This is a genomic window from Nocardia sichangensis (assembly GCF_047200615.1).
GTDB lineage: Bacteria > Actinomycetota > Actinomycetes > Mycobacteriales > Mycobacteriaceae > Nocardia > Nocardia sichangensis.
This window is the reverse complement of the sequence record NZ_JBJZOK010000019.1, coordinates 64,974-90,856: the sequence shown is the minus strand read 5'-3', so window position 1 is coordinate 90,856 and position 25,883 is coordinate 64,974. Positions and strand designations below refer to the sequence as shown.

Sequence of the window (25,883 nt, the reverse complement as noted above, 5' to 3'; positions counted from 1 at the left end):
CTCTTCGGTGACGCCCCGCGCTTCGTCCTCAGGCCGATCAAGCGCCCCAGTAGGTGCCGAAGCTCCAGAGATTGCCTTCCGGGTCGCGGACCGTGAAGCCGCGTGAGCCGTAGTCCTCGTCGCGCAGGCCACGGACCACTTCGGCCCCCGCGGCGGTGGCGCGGGCGAACAGCGCGTCGGGCTCCTCGCAGACGAGATAGACCGAGTTGGTGCCGGTCGGGCGGGTGCTGAACGGGCTGTCGTCCTTACCTGCCGAGCCGAACATGACACCGCCGCCCAGCGGCCAGCGCAGTTCCGCGTGCTCGACGATCGATGGGTCGTCCTCGCGGGCGTAGAGCGCGGCCTCCCGGAAGCCGAACGCCTCGATCAGGAAGGCGGCCATCGCGCGGGCATCGCGGAAAACGAGCGTGGGCCAGACGGCGGTGCGGGTGCTGACTTCTGTCGGATTCGTCATGCCTTCATCGTCATCCGGCGGACTCGTCCGGGGCTTGGACGGATGGAATCTCCTCGGCCAGCCACGCGGTCGGGCTGGTTCCGGCGAGGTCGGCGAAGTCCCGATCCAGATGAGCCTGGTCGTAATACCCACACGTGGCGGCCACCTGGGCGATGGTGACGTAGGAGGGCGTGTGCGCCAGCATCCGGCGCGCCTGTTCGAAGCGCGTGATCCGGGCCGCGAGTTTCGGGCTCAGGCCGAACTCGCGCTTGAACCGGCGCGTCAGATGCTGTCTGGTCCACCCGACCTCCGCGGCGAGCGAGCCGACCGCGATTCCGCCGCCGGAACCGACCACCGCACGCCACGCCCAGGTGAGTTCGGGACCGACCGCACGGACCGGATCGGCCAGCGCCGAGAGCACCCGATCGCAGACACCGAAACGCTCCGGCCAGCTCGGCGCGTACTGCAATCGCTCCCACAGCTCCGATCCGACAGGTCCGACGACGTCGGCGAATTCCACCGACGTGTCCCACAGCGCCGCCGCGGGCATGCCGAACAAGGTGCGGCAACCCAGCGGCGTGAGTGACACGGCCACACCTTCCTGACGACCGTCGTGCGCGATCAGCGCCGTGCTCGCTTGCAGGCCGCTCAGCACACACCGATAGTTCTGGGGCGACTGCCGTGGATCCGTCTGCTCGACGACGTCGATCGTGGGCCCGATCGCGACGATGAAAGTCATGTGCCGCGACGGCAACCCACGATGCATCCCCGCCGCGAACCCGGACATGCGATAACCGACGTACCGGTCGATGAACGCGGCGAGCGTGGGTGCCGGACGCGCCGTCACCACCTCGGAGGTCGGCTCCATGCGGTCACGCTACGCCGGGGGACCGACAGGAGTGCCTCGAGAGTTGAGGCGCGCGGACGATCGTCCAGTCCAGCGCCGAATCACGGACGACGTGCTCCGCCGCGGACATGCCGGCCAGGCTGTGCCGCAACAGCGGGCACAGGATCAGCGGCTTCACCACGAAGCGGGGGAACCGATCGTCGCCGGGTGCGGCGACTCGGGCGCTGTTGCTGACGATGACCATCCGCGCGAGGTCCGCCATAGCCATCGCCTCGACGATGGACCGCACGGCATCGGCGCGGACCCAACGCTCCGGCTGCTCTCCGCCGGTCTCGACCAGCGGTGAGATGTACCACTACAGCGTGTAGTGGACTGTGATCACCACCCGCGATCCGGTTACCGTTGCGCCTCCTGACGATTTCTGGAGGTGTGATGCGGCGGGTGCAGTACGAGCGCAGCGGTGGTCCCGAGGTGCTCGAGCTCGTCTCGGTCGAAGTCCCGACACCAGGGCCGGGTGAGCTTCTGGTCCGTGTCGAGGCGGTCGGGGTGACCCTGCCGGTGGTGCGGAAGATGCGTGAGCAGCGCGAACCGATCGCGTTGGGCGGCGAGATCGCGGGCGAGGTGGTCGCGGTGGGCGAGGGCGTCGACCGATACGGGCCTGGCTACCGCGTGACCGGTCTCGTGTTCGGACACGGCTACGCCGACTACGCCCTGCTCTCGGCTGCCATGGCGTCGCCGATTCCGGACGGTGCGTCGGCGGTGGACGCGGTCGCGCTGGTGCGCAGCGGCCTGGTGGCGCTCGGCGCGCTCAGCGCCGCATCGCCCCGGGAAGGGGAGTCCGCCCTGATCACCGCCGCCGCGAGCGGCGTCGGTCACCTCGCGGTCCAGTTGGCGCGGGTCCGTGGCGCGGCGCGGGTGGTCGGCGCGGTGTCGGATCTCGCGAAGTCGGAGTTCGTGCGGGAACTCGGAGCCGACGACGTGGTCGAGTACGGCCAGGAGTCCTGGGGCGCTCCCGCCGACTACGTGCTGGACGCCGTCGGCGGCGATCTGCTCTCACCCGCGATCGCGGCGCTGGCTCCCGGTGGCCGGTTGGTCGCCTACAGTTCCGGTGGCGGCACCATTCAGGCCTACGACCTGCTCGTCGGCGCGAAATCCGTCATCGGCTTCCAGATGGCCCGCATCGCGAAAACCCAGCCTGACGTCTACGAACACTGGCGCCAAGAACTCTGGCAATACTTCGCCTCCGGCCAACTACGCCCCGCCGTCCACGCCGAATACCCCCTCGACCAAGCCGCCGCAGCCCACGCCGCCATCGAAGCCCACGCCAACCTCGGCAAAGTCGTCCTCATCCCCTGAAACGGGCCGCGAGTGGCACATGGCTGCGGCGAAGTCCGAGAGACCCCTCCGCCATGTGCCACTCGCGGGAGAGCGGGGTCGGCGCGCCGCGTAGACTCTGTTCCTCGTGAGTCTCACCCTCGGAATTGTCGGTCTGCCCAACGTCGGCAAGTCGACGCTGTTCAATGCGTTGACCAAGAACGACGTGCTCGCCGCGAACTACCCGTTCGCGACCATCGAGCCGAACGTCGGCGTGGTGCCCCTGCCCGATCCGAGGCTGAACAAGCTGGCCGAGATCTTCTCCTCCGAGCGGATCGTGCCCGCCACCGTGTCGTTCGTCGACATCGCCGGCATCGTGAAGGGCGCGTCCGAGGGGGCGGGCCTGGGAAACAAATTCCTCGCCAACATCCGCGAGGCCGACGCCATCTGCCAGGTGGTACGGGTGTTCGCCGATGACGACGTGGTGCACGTCGACGGCCGCGTCGACCCGGGCGCCGACATCGAGGTGATCGAGACCGAACTCATCCTGGCCGACCTGCAGACCCTGGAGAAGGCGGTCGTGCGGTTGGAGAAGGAAGCGAAGGTCAAGAAGGACCGCAAGCCGGTCGCCGACGCCGCGAAGGCCGCGCAGGAGATCCTCAACAACGGCACCACCCTGTTCGCCGCGGCCGACAAGGTGGACACCGAGCTGCTGAAAGAGCTCTCGCTGCTCACCACGAAGCCCTTCCTCTACGTCTTCAACGCCGACGAGTCGGTGCTCACCGACGAGGCGAAGGTCGCCGAGCTGAAAGCTTCCGTCGCCCCGGCCGATTCGGTCTTCCTCGACGCCAAGGTGGAAGCCGAACTCCTCGAACTCGACGAGGAATCCGCCACCGAACTCCTCGAATCCATCGGCCAGACCGAACCCGGCCTGCACGCCTTGGCCCGCGCCGGCTTCCACACCCTCGGCCTGCAGACCTACCTCACCGCGGGCCCGAAAGAAGCCCGCGCCTGGACCATCCACCAGGGCGACACCGCCCCGAAGGCCGCCGGCGTCATCCACACCGACTTCGAACGCGGCTTCATCAAGGCCGAAGTCGTCGCCTACGCCGACCTCGTCGATGCAGGCTCCATGGCCGCCGCCAAAGCCGCGGGCAAGGTCCGCATGGAAGGCAAGGACTACGTCATGACCGACGGCGACGTGGTCGAGTTCCGCTTCAACGTCTGAGGCGCTGCGAAGAAGTAGGGTAGCGCGCACATCGTTGCTAGTAGAGACTCTGCTGGGCCCCCGTCCGGTATCTCGGGTGGGGGCCCAGCCGGACGGCCGGGCTGCGCGCCGGGCGGTTCGGTCAGCGCGGTATGCGGCTGAAGCGGATGGCCGAGAGGTCGGCCATGGCCGGGCTGTTGACGACCCGCGTGGTGGTCGACCCTTCCGCAGCGGATGACCACCGCAGTCGCCGATCTGGTGCTTGTGACGGTCGTGGAGATGAGGCGTGATGACGAGGGAAGAAGGCTTCGATCGTCGGATCGAACCGTTCCGGACGGAGCTGCTGGCGTACTGCTACCGGATGCTGGGCTCGGCGCACGACGCTGAGGACCTGGTCCAAGACACGTATCTGCGGGCGTGGCGGGCGCGGGAGCAGTACGACGAAACGCGCAGCTCACTGCGCACCTGGCTCTACCGGATCGCGACCAACGTCTGCCTGACCGCGCTGCAGACTCGCGGCGGCCGACCGCTGCCATCGGGACTGGTGGCCGCGGCGGATCCGGTCGGGCCGTTCGTGCGGGGAGAGCACGCCGCCTGGCTGCAGCCCTTACCGGATTCGTTGCTGGACAACGCCGATCCGTCCGCGACCGTGATCGATCACAGCAGCCTGCGCTTGGCATTCGCTTCCGCCCTGCAGCACCTGTCGGCGCGTCAGCGCGGTGCGCTGATCCTGCGTGAGGTGCTCAGCTTCTCCGCGGCCGAGACGGCGGAAATTCTCGGCACCACCGTCGTATCGGTGAACAGCTCCCTGCAGCGGGCGCGGACCCGCCTGAAAGAGATCGGGGTCGGGTTGGAACGGGTCCGCGAACCGTCCACGACCGAGCAGCGCGCCTGGGTCGAGCGCTACATGACGGCGTTCGCGCACGCCGACATCGAGGGCCTCAAGCGTCTGCTCACCGAGGACGTGATTATGGAGATGCCGCCGATGCTCAACTGGTTCTCCGGCCGCGGCAACTACGGCCTGTTCATGGAATGGGTCTTCGAGGCGGCCGGGAAGGACTGGGTTCTCCAGCAGGTCGCCGCCAACGGGGGCCAACCCGGATTCGCCGCCTATCAGCGCGTCGGTGGCCGGTACGAACTGCACACGCTCCAGATCTTCACAGTCACCCCCGAGGGCATCAGCCGGAATTCGGTGTTCCAGGATCCCGAGATCTTCGCGGCTTTCGGCCTGGCGGCCCGACTCGACGCCTAGACCCGAGAGTTTCCTTCCAGCGGCGCGATGAGTTCTGATGCCGCCGCCGGTATGTATTCCCGAGGTCGCCGGAACACTGCAGGCGATCCGACCACCAAGGGAGACTCCGATGTCGAACCATCGCGCCGCGGACGAGGCCGCGATCCAGGCCGTGCTGGCTGATTCCTACAAGGCGTGGGAGGCGGGCGACGCCGACGCCATGGTCGCCAACTACACCGTGGACGCGACTGCCATCATGGCGGGCTCGCTCCGCGACAGTCGTGAGGTGATCCGCCAGAGCATGGCGCTGGCCTTCGCGGGGCCGCTCGCGGGCAGCTCAACCTACAACAAACAGCTCAGCGTCCGCTTCATCGGCGAGGATGCCGCGATCGTCATCAGCGAATCCGCCATCCTGTTCGCCGGCGAGACCGAAGTTCCCACCGACGAGCGCAAGGTGAACGCGACGTGGGTCCTCGAGAAGCGCAACCATCAGTGGCTGATCGCCGCCTATCACAACAGCCCGGTACTGGCGCCTTCCCAGTGAGCCGCGGCGTGAACCAGCCACCGCACTGACTGGACGGCCCTCATCCGCCGATGTGGATGAGGGCCGCCCGTCGCAGGGTGTATCGCGCCCTCGCGCTCTCCTGTGGGTTCGACCTCTCGCCGGAGGGCGCCACGTTCTTCCAGAACCAAGCTACGGCCGCGGCTTCACCGCTACCCACCTGGTGAACTGGTTGGTCACCGCGCTGTACGGGCTCCGGCGGGAGGACCGGGAGGCACGTGCCGCGATGGTGTGCGAGTTCGCCGAGAGTAAGCCGCCGGAGGGCGTCCCTGGGCAGGCCGCCACGGTCATCACCCGGTACGCGCCGATCGCCGCGGCGATGTCCGCGTTCATGTGTGCGTTCCAGCAGGCGAGCCGGAGCACCCCGTATCCAGCCCGCTAGCCGGTTTCGATGAGCGCGCTATGCGGCTACTCGAGACTGGTGGTAGGGCTTGATCCGGGCCAGGATCGAGTCTCGGTGCCCGGTGGGGGCTACCTATGGCCGTCGGCGGCCGCGGTGAGTCGGTAGGCCAGGGCGCGTACGGCGTCTTTGAGGGTGTCGGGGTGTTCGATGACGAACGGGCGATTCAGGCCGGCGAGGACTGGGGGAATCCAGTCGAGTTGTTCGGCCCGGATTCGGACCCGGACCCACGGGCGGGTGTCGGCCGGCGGTGAGTCGATCTCGTGCATGGTCGCGATCGTCGCGGGGAGCAGCGGGCGGACCTGGCTGAGCGTGCCCTGCACTCGAATCGATACCTCGTGCCGGTAGGGCGCCGTGGCAAATGCGGACAGTAGGTGAGCTGCCGGCTCGAATCCGGTGGGCGGAGTGAACGTTCCGGGCAGTGTGGTCACCGCGGTGATCCGGTCCAGCCGGAACTGGCGTAGTTCGTCGCTGTTGCTGTCCTGCCCTGTGAGGTACCACCGGCCGGAGTGGTCGACGAGCCCGTAGGGGTGCACGGTCCGCTCGCTGGGCCGCCCGTTTCGGTCGGTGTAGTCGATCGCGACCGGTCGGTGCTCGCGGGTGGCCTCGGCGAGGCGGAGCAGGACGGCGGTCTCGACAGCGACTTCCTGGCGAGCGTCGGCGGTGAACTCGACGGTGTTGATCAATGCGTCCAGCCGGGCCGTCAGGCGGGCGGGCAGGACGCGGCGGAGTTTGGCCGTCGCGCTGTCGGCTGCGCGGGCGGAAGCTGTCGATCGGTCGGCGCCGCGGTTGGTGAGGAGTCCGAGTAACACCGCCACCGCCTCGTCGTCGGTCAGCATCAGCGGCGGCATTCGGTACCCGGGGGCGAGCTGGTAGCCCCCGTAGCGGCCCCGAGCCGATCGGACGGGGATATCCAGGTCGGTGAGATGGGTGACGTATCGCCTGACGGTGCGTTCATCGACGCCCAGCCGTCCGGCCAGTTCACCGACGGTATGGGTACCGCCGGCCTGCAACAGCTCGAGCAGGGCCAGCACGCGGGCGGTGGGGCGCGTCATCGGGAAATTCTCGCATCTATACCGGGCGGAAACTGTCCGGTATCGACTCTACGGTGGCATGCGGCGGCGGAACTTCCGCCTGATCCGACAGCAGGAGCACACAATGAAGCTAGTCTCGATCCGCCTGATCACCGATGACATCCAGCGGTTGGTCAGCTTCTATCAGCACGTGACCGGTGTCGAAGCAACCTGGGCTACACCGGATTTCGCCGAAATCGTCACACCGGCCGGCGCACTCGCGATCGGAAGCACCAGCACCGTGGCGCTGTTCGCGGCAGGCAGCGCGCGCCCAGCCGACAACCACACCGCGATCATCGAATTCCTGGTCCCCGATGTCGATGCCGATTACCGACGGTTGCGGGATGCGGTCGAGGATTTCGTCAACGAGCCCACGACGATGCCGTGGGGGAACCGGTCGTTGCTGTTCCGCGATCCCGACGGCAACCTGATCAACCTCTTCACACCGGTCACCGCGCAAGCCGTCGCCAAGTTCGCTTCTTGACATCCGCTCATCGGCATGAGCGCGCACTCGAGTCGACTAGAGCCAGACACGTGAAAGCGGAACTTCTATCAGTGATGGGGCGGCTCCGCCCGATCCGCGCCGCGGCTAGATGGGCAGGCGGGTTTCGTCGAGACCTGCGATGCCCTCGGCGAAGCCGACGGCGGGCTCGTACTTCAGCTCGTGGCGGGCCAGGGTGATGTCGTATCGCCTTGGCAGGGCGAGGAATTCGATCTCGAATCGGGTCAGTGGCGGACGCCCGGGCAGCGGCAGGGTGGACCAGAGCCATTCGGCGGCACGGGCGAGGGCGAATAGCGGCCCGGACGGGACCGACCGAGTCGGCGTCGACGCGCCCTGGGCAGCGAGCACGCCGGTCAGAAACTCGCGGACCGGCATCGGCTCGGCGTTGGTGATGAGGTACGTGCCGCCGGGCGTGCCCTCGCTCAGCGCGGCGGCGACAGCGGCGGCGACGTTGTCGACGTGGACATGTTCGAAACTTGCCATGCCGTGATCGATCAGCGGCAGCTTGCCGGCGCGGGCGCGGGTGGCCAGGTCGGCCAGCTGCCCCGAACCCGGACCCCAGATGAAAGTGGGCCGCAGCACGATCGTCTCGATCACATCCGCGTGCGCGCGGATCAGGTGTTCGGCGGCGAGTTTCGCTTGGCCGTAGCGCGAGCTGGGCACGGCCGGGGTGGGCTGGGATTCGGTGATGTCGAGCAGCGGCCGGCCATCCTGCAGCACTGATTCACTGCTGATATAGACGAATCGGCGTACACCGTGCCGCACGGCCGCAGCCAGCACATCGCGCGTGCCCTCCACGATCGCCTCATCGAGGGCACGCTGAGGAGCCCACGTCGACACCAATCCCGCCGCATGAACGACGACGTCGATACCGGCCAGCCGATCTTCCCAGGCCGCCACGTCCTCGAGGCTGCCCGGCACGACGGTTACCTGCGGAATGCGCCTGCCCGTGCCCCGGACCAACGTCGATACGTCGTGTCCGTCGGCCACCAGCCGATGCACCACACGGTGCCCCAAAAACCCGGTCGCACCCGTAAGCAGCACCTTCATCCCTATCGTCCTTTCTCGAAAGTAACTTGACCAGTCATCATAGTATGATCGTAGCTTGACCGGTCGGCATAGTATTCTGGAGACATGCCTCGTCCCCCGTCCGATTCCCGGCCGCGCCTGGTGGCGGCCGCCCGCGAGTTACTGCAACGCCAGGGCTATCAGGCCACCGGGCTCAGTGAGATCGTCGCTGCCAGCGGCGCCCCCCGGGGCTCGCTGTACTACCTGTTCCCGGGCGGGAAGCAAGAGCTGGCGGTCGCGGCGATCGAGGAATCCGCGGAGGAGTTCACCCGGTTGATTCGGGAAACTGCCGCCCACGCGCCGGATGTGCGCTCCTTCTGCGAGCAATTCGCCCTGCACTTGAGCCGCGGACTCGTCGAATCGGGCTATCTGGGCGGGTGCCCGGTCAGCACGGTCACCCTCGATTCCGCTCCCCGCTCCACCGCACTCACCCTCGCCTGCCGTGACGCCTATCGGCAATGGCGCACCGCCTTGACCCAGGCGCTGGTGCGGTACGGCATTCCGGCGGCGCGCGCCGAACGGCTCGCGGCACTCATGCTGTCAGCGGTCGAGGGTGCCATGATCATCGCTCGTGCCGAATGCTCCACCGTCCCGCTGGACGACATCCACCTCGACCTGGCCGCTCTCGCGATCGCAGCCACTGATTCCACTGGGACCCAAACGTCCAGGGCGACCGAAGGATAACCTTCGGAACTCCAGATTCTGTCGTGCGTCTTATGGGACTGTCGCGGAGTGATCGGGCCCTCGCCTCGACCGCGGTTCTGAGCATCCTGTACTGCCGAATTCGCTTTCAGGTCAGAGAAGTTCAGCGCGATAGGCTTTCGGTCATGAAGCGGCCAGACCAGAGCTCTCCGCCGACCTACGATGAAGCGCTGCGAATCGCGCGCGATCTGGTGCGGGATCCCGACACTCTTGTCCCATACCCCCACCAGGGGCTGGAGAATGCTCGCTACGGGCAAGGTTTCGCGTTCTTACAGACAATCGGAACCGACCGCGGCGAGATGGACGGCTACGTCCTGGTGACCACGACCAGTTACGGCAGCGGGCTACTGTCCGCGAGCGGAGACACCATCGAATCGGTAATCGCCGAACACTTGTCCCAAGCCGAACATGCCAACAGACACATCCCCGACAGCGAACTGTCGGTGGCGCACCGCCTGGCGCTCGAGGCCTACGACGGCGGCCTCACACGCATAGGCGAGATACCCCGGAGCGGAGCGATCGCTCCCGAGGTAGCCGACTACGCCGAGTTCCTTCTAATCGGACTGCGGCGCAGGGGCGTCCGAGGAGACTCGGCACGCAGCATCTTCGCCCGCAATGATTTCCTGATGCAAAGTCCGGCCGCTGGGCGTCGATACACGCAACCCTGCCCGCGCTGCGACCGGCCGACGATCTATGAGGAACGCTACCCCCGCGCGGTCTGCGATCACTGCCTGGGCCGCACCACCGACCACGCCGGGCGCCGGGTCAGGGGTTTCAACACCAGTATGAGTGGCGGGATGATCTGCTACTACGCGGATACGCTCGAGCACCCGGACGGCTCCGGCTCCCAGAAGGAGGAATGCGTCGAGACCACTCGAACCGGTGCATGTTTTATCGACGGACACCCCGCGACCATGCAGGAGGCACGTTTCGGCGGGATCGTCGTCCAGATGGAGCCCCGCAAGTCGGCACGTCGGAGGTGGTTTCGGTAGGCCGAACGAGCCGTAGTGCCCGCATACCGCGTCGACCCAACCATCAGCACCCGTCAGCGGTGACCATCATCGTGGGGTAACGGGTCGGACGCTGTGTCAGTCACCGTGTCAGGTCGGCATCAGTGCGCTGTCAGCCGCTCCGGACAAAGTATGCCCATCGAACAAAACGGGCCCGGATCGACACCGGTTCGGGCCACTGCCACAACGGTTTTCGAAGGAGCACAAAATGTCCGCCACCCTCACCCTGACCGACCAGGACAAGGCCACCGTCCGCTCTGCCGCCTACGGCGCGGTTTCCTTGCTCGCCGCCGCCTCCGACAAGCCCCACAAGGCCGCCACCGCCGGCTCTATCGCGTTGACGTCGGCGACCGGTCGGGTCGGGCACGTGCTGAACGCGAAGTCCAAGGACATCCACCTGACCGGCAGGACCGTCGCCGAGCTCGCCGACCAAGTGCTGCCGGCCCTGGCTGCCGCGGTGGCTCTGCTCGACCAGCAGGATCCCGCCGAGGCCGACAACTTCCGCAGCACCGTGCTGGTCGCCCTCGAAGCCGCTGCCGCAACGAGCCGCAACGGTCAGCCCGGCCCCGTCGTCGACGAAATGACCCGCAAGGTGGCTGCGGCTCTGCACGCCGCGTGAAAGAGCGGAGGCCAACCGCCGCGGGTCGCCGAATGAATCCCTGAGATTCCCTCAGCACCGTCGATATCGGGAATACCGCGCTGACCGAATTGGCCAGCGCGGGATGCGGCTGCATAAGACTGGTGGCAGGGCTTGATCCCGGCAAGGATCGAGTCCCAGGTGCCCGGTGGGAGGCTCCCTATGCGGCTGCCCATTGGAGCGCGTTCGAAGGTCAGGTCGATGATGTTCGGGCATCCGTGCGGCGGTGTGGGCAGCGTTCCCGATCTCGGACCGGCAGGAGCCGCGCTGAGCGTTGCCGCCCGCACCGGGGGAGCCGTCGCCGCCGCGCCGTAATGGTCGTTGCGCGATAGGATCCAGCTGCCCGGTTTCCGGCCCCGATGATCGTTGTTCAGTAAAGGGAGTCCGAGCGGATGGATCGCCGGAAGAAGGAAATCAGTCGGCGCGGTGTGTTGCTGGCGGCCGGAGCAGCGATCGCACTCACCGCATTGGCCCAGCCCGCGCAGGCGGTGACGATCACGCGGAAAGTGTCCCCGGGCCCGGAGGAGCCGGGGAGGCGGGCGGACCTGGCGGAACAGGCGATCGTGCAGCGGCACGTGCGCACGCTCTGGGGTCAGCCGCAGATGCGGCTGGGCACGCTCGTCTGGCCAGGGTCCTTGCTGGACCAGTCGTTCGCGCGATGGTGCTACTGGTGGCAAGCCCACCTTCTCGACTGTGCGGTGGACGCCGCGTATCGTGCCCGCACGCCCGAACGCATAGACCGGGTCGTCGCCATCGCACGCGGTATCCGTACCCGCAACCTCACCGGCTGGACCAACCGGTACTACGACGATATGTCCTGGTTGGTATTGGCACTCGAACGCGCCGACCGGCTGCTCGGCGTCCGCTTCGGCGACGCCGTCGGCGAGCTGCGAGCCGGTTTGATCGAGGGATGGAATCCGGACGTCGGTGCGGTGCCCTGGCGGTCCGGCGACGAGTATTACAACACCCCCGCGATCGGTCCGACCGGCATCGCTATGGCGCGTTTGGGCGAACTTTCGCGCGCCGGACAACTCGCCGATTTCCTGCACACCCGATTGCGCGACACCGCCAGTGGCCTGGTTCTCGACGGTGTCCATGAGCCCGGCGGACGAGTAGAGCGGACCGTCCACACCTACTGCCAGGGGGTGGCCATCGGGTTGGAAACCGAGCTGGCGCTTCGCACAGGTGAATCGCACCATCGCAGGCGCGTGGCAGATCTCGTCGCCGCGGCGGGGGACAGGCTCACCGACGCCGGGGTGATCGTCGCGGCCTCCGGCGACGACTCCGGGCTGTTCATGGGCATCCTCGCCAGATATCTCGCGGAGGCCGCACTGTCCTTGGGCGACACAACCGCGGCGAATATCGTGCACGCTTCCGCCCAGGCGGCCTGGAAACACCGCGCCGAGGTGGATGGGCTACCACTGTTCGGTGTGGACTGGACCCGCCCGGTCACGGTGCCGGCGCATCCGGAAACCTTTCCCCAGTTCACCCACTCGTCCGCCGCTTCGTCGGCGAACCTGAGCAGCGATCTCTCGGTACAGCTGAGCGGGTGGATGCTGCTCGAAGCGGATCACCAGCTCATCGCCGCGGGCCGCTGAGCCCATGGGGGAAGCGCGGCGCGCAGGGACTTCTACCGCTTTTACCTGGAAGCCAGAGAGCAAAGACTTGATCGGAGGTGCAACCTGCGGCCCATCGACCTCGCCCGGGAACACGGGTTGTCCGCACAAGCGATCCGCAACTACGACGACGCGGGCATCCTCCCGCCGACCGAGCGCAGCGAGACCGGTTACCGGCGCTACACGCTCCTGCACGCGCAGGCGCTACGCGCTTTCCTGGCGTTGCGCGGTGGCCACGGGCACCAGCAGGCAATGGAGATCATGCGCGCGGCCAATCGCGGCGATACCGAGTCCGCCTACCGGCTCATCGACGCCTCCCACGTCGCGCTGCTCACCGAACGCGACACACGCACCGAGGTCGCCAAGGCCTTGGGCAGTCTGTCCACCGCGATGCCGACTCCGGTCCACGGTCGACCGTTGACCGTGGGTGAACTCGCACGCCGAATCCGCGTGCACCCGGCGACCCTGCGCACCTGGGAGACCCAGGGCATCCTGCGCCCCGAACGCGATCGGGCAACGGGCTATCGCCAATACGGACCGGACTGCATACGCGACGCCGAGATCGCGCGACAATTGCGCCGAGGCGGCTACCTGCTGTCCCAGGTCGCGCAGTTCATCGAGTCACTGCGCGAGGCAGGCGGGGCGGACGCGCTGCGGGCTTTCCTCGACTCCTGGCAGGACCGGCTGACCGCGCGCAGCCGCAACCTGCTCGCCGGCGCGGCCCAGCTCGATACCTACCTCACGATGCTCGATCGCACACCCCGGGAATGATCCACAATCCGCGGAGCCGCGAGGACTGTGTCGACTCGCTCGGTGCGGCGAGTGGGGTAGACGCCGGTCTCCAGGCGCAGTAGACCCTTGTCAGCCCGCGTTGCGAATCTGGGTCAGGAATTCCGGGTTGGTTCCGGTTTGGCGGAGGCCGGTCAGTAGCAGTTCGAGCGCTTGCTGCGGGTCGCGGCCCGAGAGGGTCTTGCGCAGGGACCCCGTGGCCGTGAGCTCGTCGGCGGACAGCAGCAGTTCCTCTTTGCGGGTGCTGGAGCGGTCGATGTCGATCGCGGGGAACAGACGGCGGTCGGCGAGGTGCCGATCGAGCTTCAGTTCGGCGTTTCCGGTCCCCTTGTATTCCTCGAAGATCACGGTGTCGGCGAGCGAGCCGGTCTCGACCAGGGCAGTGGCGATGATGGTGAGTGAGCCACCGTGCTCGATATTTCGTGCGGCGCCGAGGAATTTCTTCGGTGGCGCGAGTGCCCCGGCATCGACGCCGCCGGAGAGGATGCGGCCGGACCCGGCGGCCGCCAGGTTGTAGGCGCGGGCAAGCCGGGTCAGCGAGTCCAGCAGCACGACGACGTCGTGACCCATTTCGACAAGGCGTTTCGCGTGTTCGATGGCCAGTTCGGCGAGTGCGATGTGGTCCTGGGCCGGTTGGTCGAAGGTCGCGGCGGCGACCTCGGCCGGTACCGCTCGGGACAGGTCGGTCACCTCTTCCGGGCGTTCCCCGACCAATACCAGCATCAGCTGGCATTCGGGATGATTCTTGGCGATGCCGTGCGCGATGGCTTGCAGCACAGAGGTTTTGCCCGCCTTAGGCGGTGCGACGACCAGCGCGCGCTGGCCCTTGCCGATCGGCATGACCAGATCGGTGACGCGGGTGGTCAGTTCATGCGGCTCGGTCTCCAGCCGTAGCCGGTCCTGGGGATAGATGGGGATCAAGTCGGCGAAGTGCGGTCGCGCTCTGGTATTGCCGGGTGGCAAGCCGTTGATGCTGTCCACTCCGACAAGCGGTGCGAGTTTGGCGCCTTCACGTTTCGGTCCGACCGTGCCGGTGACGGTATCGCCGCGGCGCAGGCCGTGCTCGCGGATCAAACGCGCGGGCACATGAGCGTCCCGCGGTCCGGGCAGATAACCGTCGACGTGCAGCGAGGCGTGGTTGTGCGTGATGTCGAGGATGCCGGTGACCGATGTAGTCCGGTTCTCCCCGGTGGGGCTGTCTTCACTGTGGATAGTGTTGTCTTGCATGGTTTTCTCCTACGGGGGGCAATGAATGTGGCGGGTTGCCGATGAATGCCGCCTACGGGAATGACGCTCGTTGCATGCGCCATTAGGTGGCTGGGCGCTGTCTGCTCCGGACGTGCTGCCGGCGCACGGTATACGAGACCGCCGTGGCGACTGTGGATTCTTGTGGGAGGGGGTCGACACCTACATCCACAAGATGGAGACCGCCTCACGGTAGCGGCATCAGCGACAACACGCAATAGCGCCCGTTTGTTCCCCGCCGTTGATCAGCTGAACTGCTCAGCACGCGAGCACGACTGCGCGCTGCTCGAGAGAGCCGCTTCGTGCACCATGTGAAGTCGCGAATATGCTGTGGCGCAGGCACTTCAGACCCAGGCTTGCCTGTTTGTCCAAGCGCGCGGCATGGAGTGTGTAACGCCGGCTGTGCTCGGGTGATGCGCGGCGGTGATCGGCAGACTCGTGCTCGGGTCAGTTCCCGCGTCGACGTTGCGAGTCAGGCGCCCAGTCCGGCTCCTGCGCCGCGGGGACGGCTCCGTCGGTCCGTACCCGGTAGGCGATCTCGACCGACCCGCGCGGCAGCGCGCGCGAGGCTTCGAATTCCAAGCCCGTATCGACGCTCAGGGCATCAGTGAGGCGCATTCCTCCGCCGACCAGGAACGGCAGGACCACCAGCTCCAGCTTGTCGAGCGCGCCGAGCGCACGAAAGGTGTCGATCGTGCGGGGACCGCCGATGAGATGGACATCGCCACCGCGATTGGCGGCGCGCAAGCGCTCGAGCAGTCGAACCGGATCGCTTTCGACGATGACATCGTCGGGCGTGCCCTCCGGACGACACGAGCCGAGCACGAACACCCGCAAGCCCGGCCACGGCCACCGGTCGTTTGTGAGCGCCGGTTCGAACGTGGTCCGGCCCATCAGCGCCGCCTCGACAGGCTCGAGGAATTCCGCGATGCCATGGCTGCCAGGCCCGTGGAGCGGATCCAGCACCTGGGGCGGCCAGCCGTTCGGAGTGGTCACATAACCGTCGGCACTCATGCACAGGCGTGCGCGGATCTGCATGCGGCTGTCTCCTGTCAGATCGGTCATGTGTGTCAGGACGGACCCCCCGACCGAAAATCATCGGTCGCGGCGGCCGGCCTAGCCTTTCGGCATTGCGGCACAGGCGAAGTCGTGTGCACATCTGGAGTGGAACCGGTACGGGGTCGGCCGACGCTGTATAGGTAAGGAAGGCAGGGTGGCAAGCCGGTTTCGTTGCAAGAAAACGCAATCGGGCTGCGGCGGTCGGACGTTTTCGGAACAACTCCCGGGGCGATCGAGGATGATTTCAACATTGAACGATTTGTATTGCCGCGACCGTATTAGCTGACCCCGGTGCCGAATGCGGAAATATCGCGACGAGGCGGGACTCACCTATCGATCCGAGCTGTAACGGCACGATCGGTTGTGATTCCTTGGATTCGACTGCCGTTTCTCGAATCCGGCGTGAGCAGGTGGCTGCGGACGAGGCTGCCCCACTGTCTTCCACGCCTATTTGTACTGCTCAGCCGGGGTTCGTGTGATGGAGCGAGATCGCGGCGGTGAGACTCGTGGCGAGATCGGGCGGTCGCGACTATTGCGGCTACCGTGTGGCGCGGTCGTATACTCCCTTTATGGCGGACGGATCATCCTCCACCGAATTGCCCGAGGCGCCGGTTCTCGTGGTCCAGACACGGGAACGCGTCTATCGGCTCCGCGCTGGTGGTGCCTATAACGTCGGTCGCGATCCGGCGGCCGATATCGTCGTCTCCGATCCCCGCGTTTCGTCGTTGCACGCCGTTCTGGAGCGTGGTGCGGACGGTTGGAAAATCGAGGACGCGCACAGTCTCAACGGCACGTTCTTCGACGGTCACCGCGTCGATCGGATGGTGATCGATCACGACGAGACGTTCCAGCTCGGACACGCGGTGGACGGCGAGAAATTGGCTTGCTCGGTGGAAACCCCACCCGAGCAGGAACCCGATGGCGATGCCGGCGGCGACACGATGATCGTGCCGAACCCCGGCTACGCTCTCGACGACGAAGCAACGGTCACGAAGTTCCATCCGGGCCTGCCCCGGCGGGTGTCGCGGTCGGCGCCTCCGGCGGACCACCCCAGCGCGGTGGTCCGGATAACGTCGCCCACTCTCCGAATCGGGCGCGCCGCGGACAACGACATCGTCGCGCACGATCTCATGGTCTCCCGCCATCACGCCGAGTTGCGGACGATCGGTGCGGGCAGATACCGGATCGTCGACCTCGACAGCCACAACGGCACCTACGTCAACGGAGCCCGCGTCGCCGCCGCCGATCTGTCCGAATCCGACTTGATCGGAATGGGCCATACCACCTTCCGGTTGGTCGGCGACGAACTGCGCGAGTTCGTCGACACCGGTGACGTATCGGTCTGCGTGCAGAACATCACCGTCCGGACACCCGAGGGCAAGGTGTTGATGGACAGCGTGAGGTTCCCCATCCCGGGACGATCGCTCGTGGGGGTGATCGGGCCGAGCGGGGCGGGCAAATCGACACTGCTCGGCGCGATCACCGGGTTGCGGCCCGCGACCGAGGGGACGGTGCTCTACGACGGCCGCGATCTGTACACCAACTACGACGAACTCCGCCACCGCATCGGATTGGTACCGCAGGAAGACATCCTGCACAACCAGCTTCCGACGCGCCGGGCGCTGCTCTACGCGGCCGAGCTGCGTTTCCCCGGTGACACGGGCCGCGAGGAGCGCGAGCAGCGGGTCGACGAGGTCCTCGACGAGCTCGGCTTGGCGCGGCACGCCGACACCCGCATCGATCGGCTCTCGGGTGGGCAGCGCAAACGCGTGAGCGTCGCACTGGAACTGCTGACCAAACCCTCCTTGCTGTTCCTCGACGAACCGACATCCGGTTTGGATCCCGGCCTGGACAAGACGGTCATGGAAATGCTGTCGGGACTGGCGCACGACGGGCGTACGGTCATCGTCGTCACCCACAGCGTCGCGAACCTCGATGCCTGCGACCGCCTGCTGGTCCTGGTGCCCGGCGGCCGGCTGGCCTACTACGGTCCGCCCGCGGAAGGGTTGCTGCAGTTCGCCGCGGGGAGCTGGGCCGAGGTGTTCCAGGCTTTCGACCGCGAGGAAGAGCGGGACTGGGCCGGTGAGTTCCGGGAGTCGCCACGCTACGACCGCTACGTGTCGGTCGGCCCGACCGATGATGTCGTCCCCGCGGAAGTGCACACACCGACGCCGCCGCCACCGTCGCAGTCCAAGTTCAGCCAGCTCAGCACGTTGTGCAGGCGTTACCTCGCGGTGATCGCCTCGGACCGCAGTTATCTGGCGCTGCTCGGTGTCATGCCCCTGCTGCTCGGTGGGTTGATCGCCGCCGTGCCGGCCGGTCAGGGATTCACCGGTGCGCCGGGAACGAACGTCGATGCCGCGACCAAGCTCATGATCCTGGCGTTCGCGGCATGCTTCGTCGGCACCGGCAACTCGATCCGGGAGATCGTCAAGGAACAGACGATCTATCGCAGAGAACGCGCGGCAGGATTGTCGGCCGGCGTCTATTTGATGTCGAAACTGCTGGTCCTCGGCGTGATCACCACGCTGCAGGCGGTAGTGCTCGTCCTGATCGGCACCATCGGGGTCAGTATGCCGCCCACGGGGCTGTTCACCTCGGTCGAGCTGGAATTGATGCTGATGATGGCGTTGCTCGGCATCTCGTCGCTGGCACTCGGCTTGCTGGTGTCGGTATCGGTGAACACCTCGGAGAAGACGCTGCCGTTGCTGATCGTGCTGTCCATGGCGCAACTGGTGCTCACCGGCGGTCTGGTGCGGCTGCCCGGCACTCCCGTCCTGGAGCAGCTGGCATACATCGCGCCGGCTCGGTGGGGGTTCGCCGCGGGAGCCGCCACTCTCGACCTCGATACCCTCTCCCCGCATGAGGGGGGCCCCGACCCGCTGTGGAAACACACCATCGGCACCTGGCTGCTCGATATGGGAGTGGTCGCCGGTCTGGGAGCCATCTTCCTCGCGCTGGCCTGGTATCGCCTCTACCAACTGCGTCCACGGCGCCGCGGCGCCCGCCGCCCCGCAACGATCTGACGTCTTCGCGCGCCGCGCCGGCGCGCGCCCGTGGCGATCGGCTGCTCGAAGCCGCTACTCCCACAGCCGGGAAAGGGGCATGGGGCGTTGCGGGATACTCGACGGCGTCGGACTGGTAGGCCACGCACGGCCTGGTGAGCGTTGTCAGGCGTGAGGTGATGATGCTGGTATTCGCAAGGCCGCGGCCGACCAGGGCTGGGGGGTCTCGATGAGCACCGAGCGCTGGGTGGTGAAGCTGGACCCGCCCGCGGACGCGAGCCCGGGCCTGAAGGCGGTCATCGAAGTGGGCCGCCAGACGATCCAGACGTCGGCGGATCTGCTGGCGACGGGTTCGCCTTCGCAGGCGCCGGATGTGGTCAAGTTGCTGCGCGACGAGAAGCTCGTCACCGGTGACGAGAAGAAGTCGGTCTTGGCCGAGGGTTACGCCAACCGGGCGCAGGAGTTCGACGACATCAAGGACGACATCCGCAAGCAAGACGACAACGTCGATCTGTCCGCCTACGGCACCTACGACATCTCCAGCGGCACCTTCGTCGCTATCAGGCAGCATGTCAAAGATCTGCAGGCGACACTGGACGCGGCTCCCGGGGCGAGCCCGGGCAAGCAGTACATCGCTACGGACATCGAGATCAGGCTGGCGAACGCCGTGCTGAAGACGATCGACGACGTACACGACGAGATCGCGAAGGCCACCGACCGCGTCCAAGCGCACGCGAAGAACATCGACGGCTCCGCGCCCACGTACAGCCCCGCCTCGGCGGCAGGCAACTACGTGCCGAGCAACTACATGCAGCGCAGTTATTCACCCGGCCCCGGCTTCGTGCCTGCCGCGACGAGCGCTGATTACGCCCGCTACCAGGGCAACGTCTCGGTCGACGCCGCGATCGACGGCGCGCTCGACGCGCTCGGCATCACCGATCCGGTGGCCCGCGAGTACTGGAAGCGCGGCTACCGGGTTCTGATCGAACGAGAATCCGGCGGAAATCCCAACGCCGTGAACAATTGGGACAGCAACGCGGCCGCCGGACACGCGTCCAGGGGACTTACCCAGACGATCCCCAGCACCTTCCTTGGCTACCATGCCGCTGGAACCTCCAGCAACATTCACGATCCGGTGGCCAATGTCGCCGCCAGCATGAACTACGTCATGGAGCGGTACGGTGTCTCCCGCGACGGCCACGACCTGCAAGCGAAGGTTCAGCAAGCGGATCCGAATCGTTCGCCGAAGGGCTACTGAGCCCGGGTACGGAAGCGATCCGGATGGGATCTGCGATCTGTCCTGCGGGATTCGTTCCGCTGCCACTGAGCGGCTCCGATTGCTCGTCGGGTCGAACGGATTTCGATGACGAGTTATCTTTTCGTTCTCGGCCGGGTCGGTCGTCCGGTTCGACGGCCGAGGCAGCTATGGCGCGCTGCGTCTGGAACACTCGACCGTCGGAAAGGTTCTTTGCTGATGTTCCGTCGTTTCACGACCAACGCGCCCGCCGGGGCGTCGCCGATGGATGATCTGGTGGCAGGCGCGCTGCCGGATCGGGTGCAGATCGCGCATGAGCGATTGGCCCACCAGGACGATCCGGCGCTGCTCGAAGCATTATCTGAGCGTGAGCTCGCCGCCTCCCGCGAGTTGGCCGAGCTCGTGCGTGACTATGAACGCCACGAGAAACGGGCGCGCATCCAGGCGGCCGCGGACGCCGCGGAGCGGGTGCGGCGCACGGCCGCCGAGCTGGCCGAACGGGAAGCCGCCGACTTGCTGCGGGCCGCCCAGGCGATCGGTGAGCAGCGGCACAGCAGCAGCCCGCACGCGAAAGTCGCCCGCCTGCATCAGCGCAAGCCGCGGGTGCTGGGATTGCTGGCCGGAGTCGTCGCGTTCTCGATGCTGTTCTCCGCGGTGACGGTGCAGCAGAACATCGCGCCGTCCGGCGGTGCGAGCAATCCGATGTTCTGGCTGTCCTACGGTCTGGAAGCGCTGATCAGCGCGGTACTCGTCGCGCTGATGCTGTCCACCGGGGACACCGCCGAGTGGGGCGTGATCGATCGGCTGTGGCAGGTCTACACCGTCGAGGGCGTCCTGCTGACGGCGAGTATCGCGTTGAACACGTTTCCCTACATCAGGACGGGCGAGGTGGCCGGGATCGGTATCCACGCGATCGCGCCCATCATGATCGGCGTCGCGCTCGTCACCCACCGGCTCGTCGCCGAGCGATACGGGCGCGCGATCGAGCAGGCGACCGCCGCCGTCCCCGACCACGAAGATCTCCAGGAACGACTGGCGGCGCTCACCCAGGTCGGCGGCGCCGGGAACCAGATCCTGCCGAGCATCCTCATGGAGCCGACGGCTCGCCGTGCGAGCGAATCCGCCGCGAGCGAGCCGCCCGCACCCGGCCGGGAGGGCGCGGCCCCCGCGGCTCCGCAGCACGGACAGGCCGCTGCGGCGGGGCAGCAGCCCGCCGTCGAAGCCCCGATCGCCACGCCCGCCGCCGCGGCGGCCGAACTCACCGAGCTGTGGCTGGCAACGACGCCGCTGCCCGCGATCGAACGGCCGTCCGCGGCCGGCGCGGGCGGTCCGGAAGCGCCTGCCGCAGCCAGTCCGGATGAAGCTGTCCTGGACGCACGTCTGGCGGCGGCGGTGCGACAGACGCTCGACCGGATTCGCACCGGCAGGCAGGCGGAGCCGGGCGAGCAGCCGGTGGAGCCTTCCGTGGCCGTGCCCGAGCCGAGTGCCCCCGGATTCGCGGAGGCGGCCAACGAGCATGGTGCGCGCGGCGAGACCGCCGAGGCGCATCCCGAGTCGACGGCTCACAGTGCGGCCGAGGCGGTCACCGAACATATCGCGCTCTCGGCGGCCCCTGAGGTGTCCCCCGAGTCGAACGCCGTTGGCACGGTGGAGCCCACCGGGCACGTCGCGCTCTCGGAGGCTGCCGCGACGCGTTCGGAGTCGAATGGTCGTGCGCTGGAGCCGGGCATGGCCCAGCACTACGCACCCGATGGCAACGACCACGCGCCGCGGATGGAACAGGTCACGCCGGTCGGTGCCGTGCACCCGTCTCCGGTCGTGCACGAACCGGAGGACCCCGTCGCGACCGCGCCGCACGCGTCCAACGAACCGCAACTCACCACGCGATGACCTGAACGGGCCGTAATCGGTTCGGCAACAGCACTATTCAGCGAGTCCGGCCGACTCGGGGAGTTCGTTTACGGACTGTCTTGTCGCCCGCCTGCAGACGGACGGCGTGCCGGAGCGTGGACCGAATTGCGGCGCGGCGCATCGGCGCACAGTGTCTGGGGCGTTCTCAGCCCTGAGCCTGCAGACTCCAGATGCGCCCGTCGGGATCGCGCACCGTCATTTCCTTTGTGCCGTAATGCGTTGCCTCGAACGGCGCGACCACGTCGATATCGGCGTTCGGCTGGGACGCGTCGGCATCGGAGACGGTCAGGACCAGTTGAGTGCGGGGCGTCTGATGGCGCGGGATCTCCGCGATGAAGACATAGGGTCCCTCGCCGTTGCGGAACAGCCCGGAGTTGTGGTCGGTGGTGAATTCCGGCTCATAGCCGAGGGCTAGGAAGAATCTCGCGGTCGCGCCCCAGTTGTGCGTCTCCACGTGGACGCCCTCGATGCCCTTCGTCGTCATATCGCTCTCTCCTCGGGTTGCTTCGGTTGTCCGGGATGTCGTCTTGATCGGCGCGCCATCCAAGCTAGCATGCTAGCAATCTAGCGTCCATCGATTTCTTTCGGTCGACCCGATGGCGGAATGGACGTAGCGTCGAATTCGTGAAAGTTCCCGAACACCTGCCCACGACCGCGGGCGAGCTACGTTCGGCCGGCTACCTGCCGCGTGGCGTGAAGACCGAGATCCGCGAGAACCTCCTGACCCTGCTGAGTTCCGGTGGCGACCCGTGGCCCGGCATCGTCGGGTTCGACCGGACGGTCGTGCCGCAGCTGGAACGCGCCCTGCTGGCGGGACACGACGTCGTGCTGCTCGGTGAGCGCGGCCAGGGCAAGACCCGGCTGCTGCGTACCCTGGTCGGCCTGCTGGACGAATGGACGCCCGTGATCGCGGGCGCCGAACTGGGCGAACATCCGCTCGACCCGATCAGCCCCGCCGGTCGTAGGCTGGCCGCCGAACTCGGCGACGAGCTGCCCGTCACGTGGCGGCATCGCTCGCAGCGGTACGCCGAGAAGCTCGCCACGCCGGACACTTCCGTCGGCGATCTGATCGGCGACGTCGACCCGGTGAAGGTGGCCGAGGGCCGCAGTCTCGGTGACCCCGAGACCATCCATTTCGGACTCGTCCCGCGCGCGCATCGCGGCATCGTTGCGATCAACGAGTTGCCAGATCTCGCCGAACGTATCCAGGTCGCGTTGCTGAACGTGATGGAGGAACGCGACATCCAGGTCCGCGGCTACACCCTGCGCCTTCCGCTGGACGTGCTGCTGGTCGCCACCGCCAACCCGGAGGACTACACCAACCGCGGCCGGATCATCACGCCGCTGAAAGACCGCTTCGGCGCGGAGATTCGCACTCACTACCCGCTCAGCGTGGAGGCCGAGGTGGCGCTGGTGCGCCAAGAGGCCGAGCTCGTTGCCGAAGTGGGCGACCCGCTGATCGAGGTGCTCGCCCGGTTCGTGCGGCAATTGCGCGAGTCGTCCGCGATCGACCAGCGGTCCGGCGTATCCGCTCGTTTCGCCGTGGCCGCGGCCGAGACGGTGGCCGCGGCGGCTTTGCGCAGGTCCGCGGTGACGGGGGAGAGCCCCGCCGTGGCGCGTCCGGTCGACCTGGAATCCGTTCCCGCCGTCTTGCGCGGCAAGCTGGAATTCGAGTCCGGGGAGGAGGGGCGTGAGCAGGAACATCTCACCCATCTGCTGCGCCGCTCGTTCTCCGAGACCGCGCGGGCCCTGCTCGGCGGATTGAATCTGCGGCCGCTGGCCGAGGCGGTCGGGGACGGGCATCTGGTCACCACCGGCGAACGCGTGCCCGGCGCGGAGGTCCTCTCGGCGTTGCCCGAACTGCCGGTCCTGCACGAGGTGGCCGGACGGCTCGGCGTCGACGCTGCCGATCCGCCGCCGCGGATCGCCTCGGCCGTCGAGTTCGCGCTGGAGGCGCTCTACCTGGCCCGGCAGATCGCGAAGGACTCCGACGACGGTCTGGCGGTGTACGGCCGATGACCGCCGCTGTTCCCGGCGAGGCATCGTGACCAACCCCGATCGCTACTCCTACGGCCCCTACCACGAGGGGCCCGATCCCTTGGCGCCCCCGCTGGACCTGCGCGAGGCACTGGACCGGATCGGTCGCGACGTGATGGAGGGCAGCTCGCCACGCAACGCCCTGCAAGAGCTGCTGCGGCGCGGCACCCGCGGCACGCCGGGATTGGAGGAGCTGACTCGCCGGTTGTGGCAGCGCCGCGCGGAGATCGCTCGCAGCCACCGGCTGGACGGCACGTTGCAGCAGGTCCGGGAACTGCTGGAGGAGGCGCTGGAAGCCGAGCGCGGCGCACTGTTCCCCGACCCCTCCGACGACGCAAGGTTCGCCGAAGCGCAGCTGGACGCCCTGCCGTCGAGCACGGCCGCCGCCGTCACCGAACTCGCCGACTACGCCTGGCGATCGGAGACCGGCCGCGAGAACTATCAGAAGATCCGCGACCTGCTCGGCCGCGAGCTGCTGGAATCGCGCTTCCAGGGCATGAAACAGGCTTTGCGGAACACCACCCCGGAGGACGTCGAGCGGGTCGGACGGATGATGTCCGACCTCAACGACCTGCTCGCCGCCCATGCCAGGGGCGAGAACACCGAGCAGCGGTTCGCCGAGTTCATGGCCGAGCACGGCGAGTTCTTCCCCGAGAACCCGCGCGACACCGAGGAATTGATCGACGCGCTCGCGGCCCGAGCCGCCGCCGCGCAGCGCATGATGAATTCGATGACCGAGCAGCAGCGCGCGGAGCTGTCCGAGTTGATCGGCCAGGCGTTCGGCGATCCGGCGATCGCCCAGCAGGTCGCCGCGCTGGACGCGCATCTGCGGGCGCTGCGTCCCGGTGAGGACTGGAACTCCGCGCGGCGGTTTCGTGGCGAGGATCCGCTCGGCCTCGGCGCGGGCGCGCAGGCCCTGCAAGATCTCGCCGAACTCGACGCGCTCGCCGAGCAACTCGGCCAGACCTACGCGGGCGCCCGGCTGGAGGACATCGATCTGGACGCGCTGGAGCGCCACCTCGGCGCGGACGCGAGCGTGGACGCCGCGCGGCTGGCCGAACTGGAACGCGAATTGCGCAGGCAAGGCATCTTCGAACGGGCGCAGGACGGCTCGCTCCGGTTGACGCCCAAGGCTTTGCGGCGTCTCGGCGAGGTGGCGCTGCGTGATGTCGTCGGGCGCTTGCGGTCTCGGCGCGGCGAACGGGACACCGCCGCGGCCGGCGCCGCGGGCGAGCCGACCGGCGGCTCCCGGGCCTGGCGCTTCGGTGATACCGAGCCGTGGGACGTGTCGCGGACCGTGCGCAATGCCGTGCTGCGGTCGGCGTCGACGGGTAATCGCCAGGTGCGGCTGGACGTTTCCGACGTCGAGATCATGGAGACCGAGCAGCGCTCCAGGGCCGCCGTCGCGCTGTGCGTCGACACGTCCTGGTCGATGGTGCAGGACGGCAGATGGGTGCCGATGAAGCGCACCGCTCTCGCGCTGCACCATCTGATCGGCACCCGGTTCCGCTCCGACGCGTTGAGCGTGATCACCTTCGGCAGGCACGCGACGACCGTGGACATCGGCGAACTCACCGCGCTGGAAGGCGTTTGGGAACAGGGCACCAATCTGCACCACGCACTGCTGCTGGCCGCGGCGCACCTGCGCAGGCACCCGGACGCGGCGCCGGTCGTGCTCGTGGTCACCGACGGTGAGCCGACCGCGCACCTGGAGCCGGACGGGGAGACCTACTTCAACTGGCCACCCGCGCAACGCACGCTGGCAGTGACGATGGCGCAGGTCGACGCCCTGGCCAAGCTGGGTGCGTCGGTGACGGTGTTCATGCTCGGCGAGGACCCGCGCCTGGCCGCGTTCGTCGACCTGGTGGCCCGCCGCAGCGGCGGCCGGGTGGTGGCGCCCGGCCTGGACGGCTTGGGCGCCGCCGTGGTCAGCGACTACCTGCGTGGCAGGCGCTGAAGTCGCGGCTTCGCGGGCGGGCA

General features: G+C 67.6%; 24 protein-coding genes. 16 read left to right on the top strand and 8 right to left on the bottom strand.

What is annotated here, in order from left to right; genetic code table 11:
- Nucleotides 1-37: 37 nt before the first annotated feature.
- From ACL03I_RS24960 to ACL03I_RS24950, 3 genes are read right to left on the bottom strand one after another with little or no spacing between them, the layout of a single operon-like run.
- A complete protein-coding gene (locus ACL03I_RS24960; RefSeq protein WP_355078623.1) occupies nucleotides 38-454 on the bottom strand; it encodes a VOC family protein in 417 nt (138 codons plus the stop codon).
- Nucleotides 455-464: 10 nt separating this feature from the next.
- Nucleotides 465-1,301, bottom strand: a complete 837-nt coding sequence (locus ACL03I_RS24955) for a helix-turn-helix domain-containing protein (protein ID WP_355078624.1) — start codon at nucleotides 1,299-1,301, stop codon at nucleotides 465-467.
- A gap of 4 nt (nucleotides 1,302-1,305) precedes the next feature.
- Nucleotides 1,306-1,620, bottom strand: a complete 315-nt coding sequence (locus ACL03I_RS24950; RefSeq protein WP_412807108.1) for an NAD(P)H-binding protein — start codon at nucleotides 1,618-1,620, stop codon at nucleotides 1,306-1,308.
- A gap of 92 nt (nucleotides 1,621-1,712) precedes the next feature.
- On the opposite strand from ACL03I_RS24950, the gene ACL03I_RS24945 reads away from it, so the two are divergent.
- The 5 genes from ACL03I_RS24945 to ACL03I_RS24925 all read left to right on the top strand — a co-directional run bounded on the left by ACL03I_RS24945 (nucleotide 1,713) and on the right by ACL03I_RS24925 (nucleotide 5,976).
- Nucleotides 1,713-2,636: a quinone oxidoreductase family protein gene (locus ACL03I_RS24945; RefSeq protein WP_412807067.1), complete on the top strand. Its 924-nt coding sequence runs from the start codon at nucleotides 1,713-1,715 to the stop codon at nucleotides 2,634-2,636.
- A 106-nt stretch (nucleotides 2,637-2,742) separates the two neighbouring features.
- Entirely contained in the window at nucleotides 2,743-3,822 is a 1,080-nt protein-coding gene (ychF, locus tag ACL03I_RS24940; protein ID WP_355078626.1) for a redox-regulated ATPase YchF, read from the top strand.
- A gap of 268 nt (nucleotides 3,823-4,090) precedes the next feature.
- A complete protein-coding gene (locus tag ACL03I_RS24935; RefSeq protein ID WP_412807066.1) occupies nucleotides 4,091-5,053 on the top strand; it encodes an RNA polymerase subunit sigma-70 in 963 nt (320 codons plus the stop codon).
- Between the two features lie 109 nt (nucleotides 5,054-5,162).
- Complete coding sequence (locus ACL03I_RS24930; RefSeq protein WP_364435262.1) at nucleotides 5,163-5,576, top strand: SgcJ/EcaC family oxidoreductase; 414 nt, start codon at nucleotides 5,163-5,165, stop codon at nucleotides 5,574-5,576.
- 181 nt (nucleotides 5,577-5,757) lie between these two features.
- Nucleotides 5,758-5,976: a hypothetical protein gene (locus ACL03I_RS24925; protein ID WP_412807065.1), complete on the top strand. Its 219-nt coding sequence runs from the start codon at nucleotides 5,758-5,760 to the stop codon at nucleotides 5,974-5,976.
- An 89-nt stretch (nucleotides 5,977-6,065) separates the two neighbouring features.
- On the opposite strand, the gene ACL03I_RS24920 is transcribed toward ACL03I_RS24925, so the two are convergent.
- Nucleotides 6,066-7,049: a helix-turn-helix transcriptional regulator gene (locus ACL03I_RS24920; protein WP_412807064.1), complete on the bottom strand. Its 984-nt coding sequence runs from the start codon at nucleotides 7,047-7,049 to the stop codon at nucleotides 6,066-6,068.
- A 103-nt stretch (nucleotides 7,050-7,152) separates the two neighbouring features.
- Here ACL03I_RS24920 and ACL03I_RS24915 point away from each other — a divergent pair, with 103 nt between their 5' ends.
- Nucleotides 7,153-7,551 carry a VOC family protein gene (locus ACL03I_RS24915; RefSeq protein WP_412807063.1) on the top strand — a complete coding sequence of 133 codons (399 nt, stop codon included), beginning with the start codon at nucleotides 7,153-7,155 and terminating at the stop codon, nucleotides 7,549-7,551.
- Nucleotides 7,552-7,656: 105 nt separating this feature from the next.
- Here ACL03I_RS24915 and ACL03I_RS24910 read toward each other — a convergent pair whose 3' ends face one another.
- A complete protein-coding gene (locus ACL03I_RS24910) occupies nucleotides 7,657-8,619 on the bottom strand; it encodes an NAD-dependent epimerase/dehydratase family protein (RefSeq protein ID WP_412807062.1) in 963 nt (320 codons plus the stop codon).
- Nucleotides 8,620-8,703: 84 nt separating this feature from the next.
- Here ACL03I_RS24910 and ACL03I_RS24905 point away from each other — a divergent pair, with 84 nt between their 5' ends.
- The 5 genes from ACL03I_RS24905 (at nucleotide 8,704) to ACL03I_RS24885 (ending at nucleotide 13,373) form a co-directional block, all read left to right on the top strand.
- Nucleotides 8,704-9,321 carry a TetR/AcrR family transcriptional regulator gene (locus ACL03I_RS24905; protein WP_355078632.1) on the top strand — a complete coding sequence of 206 codons (618 nt, stop codon included), beginning with the start codon at nucleotides 8,704-8,706 and terminating at the stop codon, nucleotides 9,319-9,321.
- A 32-nt stretch (nucleotides 9,322-9,353) separates the two neighbouring features.
- Nucleotides 9,354-10,331: a hypothetical protein gene (locus ACL03I_RS24900; protein WP_412807061.1), complete on the top strand. Its 978-nt coding sequence runs from the start codon at nucleotides 9,354-9,356 to the stop codon at nucleotides 10,329-10,331.
- A 226-nt stretch (nucleotides 10,332-10,557) separates the two neighbouring features.
- Nucleotides 10,558-10,968 (top strand): hypothetical protein, encoded by a 411-nt coding sequence (locus ACL03I_RS24895; protein ID WP_364435242.1) that lies wholly within the window; start codon nucleotides 10,558-10,560, stop codon nucleotides 10,966-10,968.
- 410 nt (nucleotides 10,969-11,378) lie between these two features.
- Nucleotides 11,379-12,584 (top strand): glycoside hydrolase family 76 protein, encoded by a 1,206-nt coding sequence (locus ACL03I_RS24890; protein WP_412807060.1) that lies wholly within the window; start codon nucleotides 11,379-11,381, stop codon nucleotides 12,582-12,584.
- An 84-nt stretch (nucleotides 12,585-12,668) separates the two neighbouring features.
- Nucleotides 12,669-13,373 carry a MerR family transcriptional regulator gene (locus tag ACL03I_RS24885; protein ID WP_412807107.1) on the top strand — a complete coding sequence of 235 codons (705 nt, stop codon included), beginning with the start codon at nucleotides 12,669-12,671 and terminating at the stop codon, nucleotides 13,371-13,373.
- Nucleotides 13,374-13,463: 90 nt separating this feature from the next.
- Here the strand turns inward: ACL03I_RS24885 and ACL03I_RS24880 are convergent, their stop codons facing one another.
- Together ACL03I_RS24880 and ACL03I_RS24875 are read right to left on the bottom strand one after the other, a co-directional pair.
- Nucleotides 13,464-14,618, bottom strand: coding sequence for a transcription termination factor Rho, short form (locus tag ACL03I_RS24880; protein WP_364435236.1), 1,155 nt, complete (start codon nucleotides 14,616-14,618; stop codon nucleotides 13,464-13,466).
- 465 nt (nucleotides 14,619-15,083) lie between these two features.
- Nucleotides 15,084-15,701, bottom strand: coding sequence for a dihydrofolate reductase family protein (locus ACL03I_RS24875; RefSeq protein ID WP_412807059.1), 618 nt, complete (start codon nucleotides 15,699-15,701; stop codon nucleotides 15,084-15,086).
- 563 nt (nucleotides 15,702-16,264) lie between these two features.
- Here ACL03I_RS24875 and ACL03I_RS24870 point away from each other — a divergent pair.
- From ACL03I_RS24870 to ACL03I_RS24860, 3 genes are all read left to right on the top strand, one after another.
- Nucleotides 16,265-18,721 carry an FHA domain-containing protein gene (locus tag ACL03I_RS24870; RefSeq protein ID WP_355078638.1) on the top strand — a complete coding sequence of 819 codons (2,457 nt, stop codon included), beginning with the start codon at nucleotides 16,265-16,267 and terminating at the stop codon, nucleotides 18,719-18,721.
- A gap of 208 nt (nucleotides 18,722-18,929) precedes the next feature.
- A complete protein-coding gene (locus ACL03I_RS24865) occupies nucleotides 18,930-19,958 on the top strand; it encodes a transglycosylase SLT domain-containing protein (protein WP_355078639.1) in 1,029 nt (342 codons plus the stop codon).
- A gap of 216 nt (nucleotides 19,959-20,174) precedes the next feature.
- On the top strand, nucleotides 20,175-21,845 hold the full coding sequence (locus tag ACL03I_RS24860) for a hypothetical protein (RefSeq protein WP_412807058.1): 1,671 nt from the start codon (nucleotides 20,175-20,177) through the stop codon (nucleotides 21,843-21,845).
- Nucleotides 21,846-22,011: 166 nt separating this feature from the next.
- Here ACL03I_RS24860 and ACL03I_RS24855 read toward each other — a convergent pair whose 3' ends face one another.
- A complete protein-coding gene (locus ACL03I_RS24855) occupies nucleotides 22,012-22,350 on the bottom strand; it encodes a VOC family protein (protein WP_412807057.1) in 339 nt (112 codons plus the stop codon).
- A gap of 140 nt (nucleotides 22,351-22,490) precedes the next feature.
- Here ACL03I_RS24855 and ACL03I_RS24850 point away from each other — a divergent pair, with 140 nt between their 5' ends.
- Nucleotides 22,491-23,885, top strand: a complete 1,395-nt coding sequence (locus ACL03I_RS24850) for an ATP-binding protein (RefSeq protein ID WP_355078642.1) — start codon at nucleotides 22,491-22,493, stop codon at nucleotides 23,883-23,885.
- 25 nt (nucleotides 23,886-23,910) lie between these two features.
- Complete coding sequence (locus tag ACL03I_RS24845; RefSeq protein WP_412807056.1) at nucleotides 23,911-25,860, top strand: vWA domain-containing protein; 1,950 nt, start codon at nucleotides 23,911-23,913, stop codon at nucleotides 25,858-25,860.
- Nucleotides 25,861-25,883 lie beyond the last annotated feature (23 nt).

Excerpts from the sequence above, each read along its gene's own strand:
- ACL03I_RS24960 (WP_355078623.1), bottom strand. The coding sequence starts at position 454 with ATGACGAATCCGACAGAAGTCAGCACCCGCACCGCCGTCTGGCCCACG.
- ACL03I_RS24955 (WP_355078624.1), bottom strand. The coding sequence starts at position 1,301 with ATGGAGCCGACCTCCGAGGTGGTGACGGCGCGTCCGGCACCCACGCTC.
- ACL03I_RS24945 (WP_412807067.1), top strand. The coding sequence starts at position 1,713 with ATGCGGCGGGTGCAGTACGAGCGCAGCGGTGGTCCCGAGGTGCTCGAG.
- ACL03I_RS24935 (WP_412807066.1), top strand. The coding sequence starts at position 4,091 with ATGACGAGGGAAGAAGGCTTCGATCGTCGGATCGAACCGTTCCGGACG.
- ACL03I_RS24930 (WP_364435262.1), top strand. The coding sequence starts at position 5,163 with ATGTCGAACCATCGCGCCGCGGACGAGGCCGCGATCCAGGCCGTGCTG.
- ACL03I_RS24920 (WP_412807064.1), bottom strand. The coding sequence starts at position 7,049 with ATGACGCGCCCCACCGCCCGCGTGCTGGCCCTGCTCGAGCTGTTGCAG.
- ACL03I_RS24915 (WP_412807063.1), top strand. The coding sequence starts at position 7,153 with ATGAAGCTAGTCTCGATCCGCCTGATCACCGATGACATCCAGCGGTTG.
- ACL03I_RS24910 (WP_412807062.1), bottom strand. The coding sequence starts at position 8,619 with ATGAAGGTGCTGCTTACGGGTGCGACCGGGTTTTTGGGGCACCGTGTG.
- ACL03I_RS24905 (WP_355078632.1), top strand. The coding sequence starts at position 8,704 with ATGCCTCGTCCCCCGTCCGATTCCCGGCCGCGCCTGGTGGCGGCCGCC.
- ACL03I_RS24900 (WP_412807061.1), top strand. The coding sequence starts at position 9,354 with ATGGGACTGTCGCGGAGTGATCGGGCCCTCGCCTCGACCGCGGTTCTG.
- ACL03I_RS24895 (WP_364435242.1), top strand. The coding sequence starts at position 10,558 with ATGTCCGCCACCCTCACCCTGACCGACCAGGACAAGGCCACCGTCCGC.
- ACL03I_RS24890 (WP_412807060.1), top strand. The coding sequence starts at position 11,379 with ATGGATCGCCGGAAGAAGGAAATCAGTCGGCGCGGTGTGTTGCTGGCG.
- ACL03I_RS24880 (WP_364435236.1), bottom strand. The coding sequence starts at position 14,618 with ATGCAAGACAACACTATCCACAGTGAAGACAGCCCCACCGGGGAGAAC.
- ACL03I_RS24875 (WP_412807059.1), bottom strand. The coding sequence starts at position 15,701 with ATGACCGATCTGACAGGAGACAGCCGCATGCAGATCCGCGCACGCCTG.
- ACL03I_RS24870 (WP_355078638.1), top strand. The coding sequence starts at position 16,265 with ATGGCGGACGGATCATCCTCCACCGAATTGCCCGAGGCGCCGGTTCTC.
- ACL03I_RS24865 (WP_355078639.1), top strand. The coding sequence starts at position 18,930 with ATGAGCACCGAGCGCTGGGTGGTGAAGCTGGACCCGCCCGCGGACGCG.
- ACL03I_RS24860 (WP_412807058.1), top strand. The coding sequence starts at position 20,175 with ATGTTCCGTCGTTTCACGACCAACGCGCCCGCCGGGGCGTCGCCGATG.
- ACL03I_RS24855 (WP_412807057.1), bottom strand. The coding sequence starts at position 22,350 with ATGACGACGAAGGGCATCGAGGGCGTCCACGTGGAGACGCACAACTGG.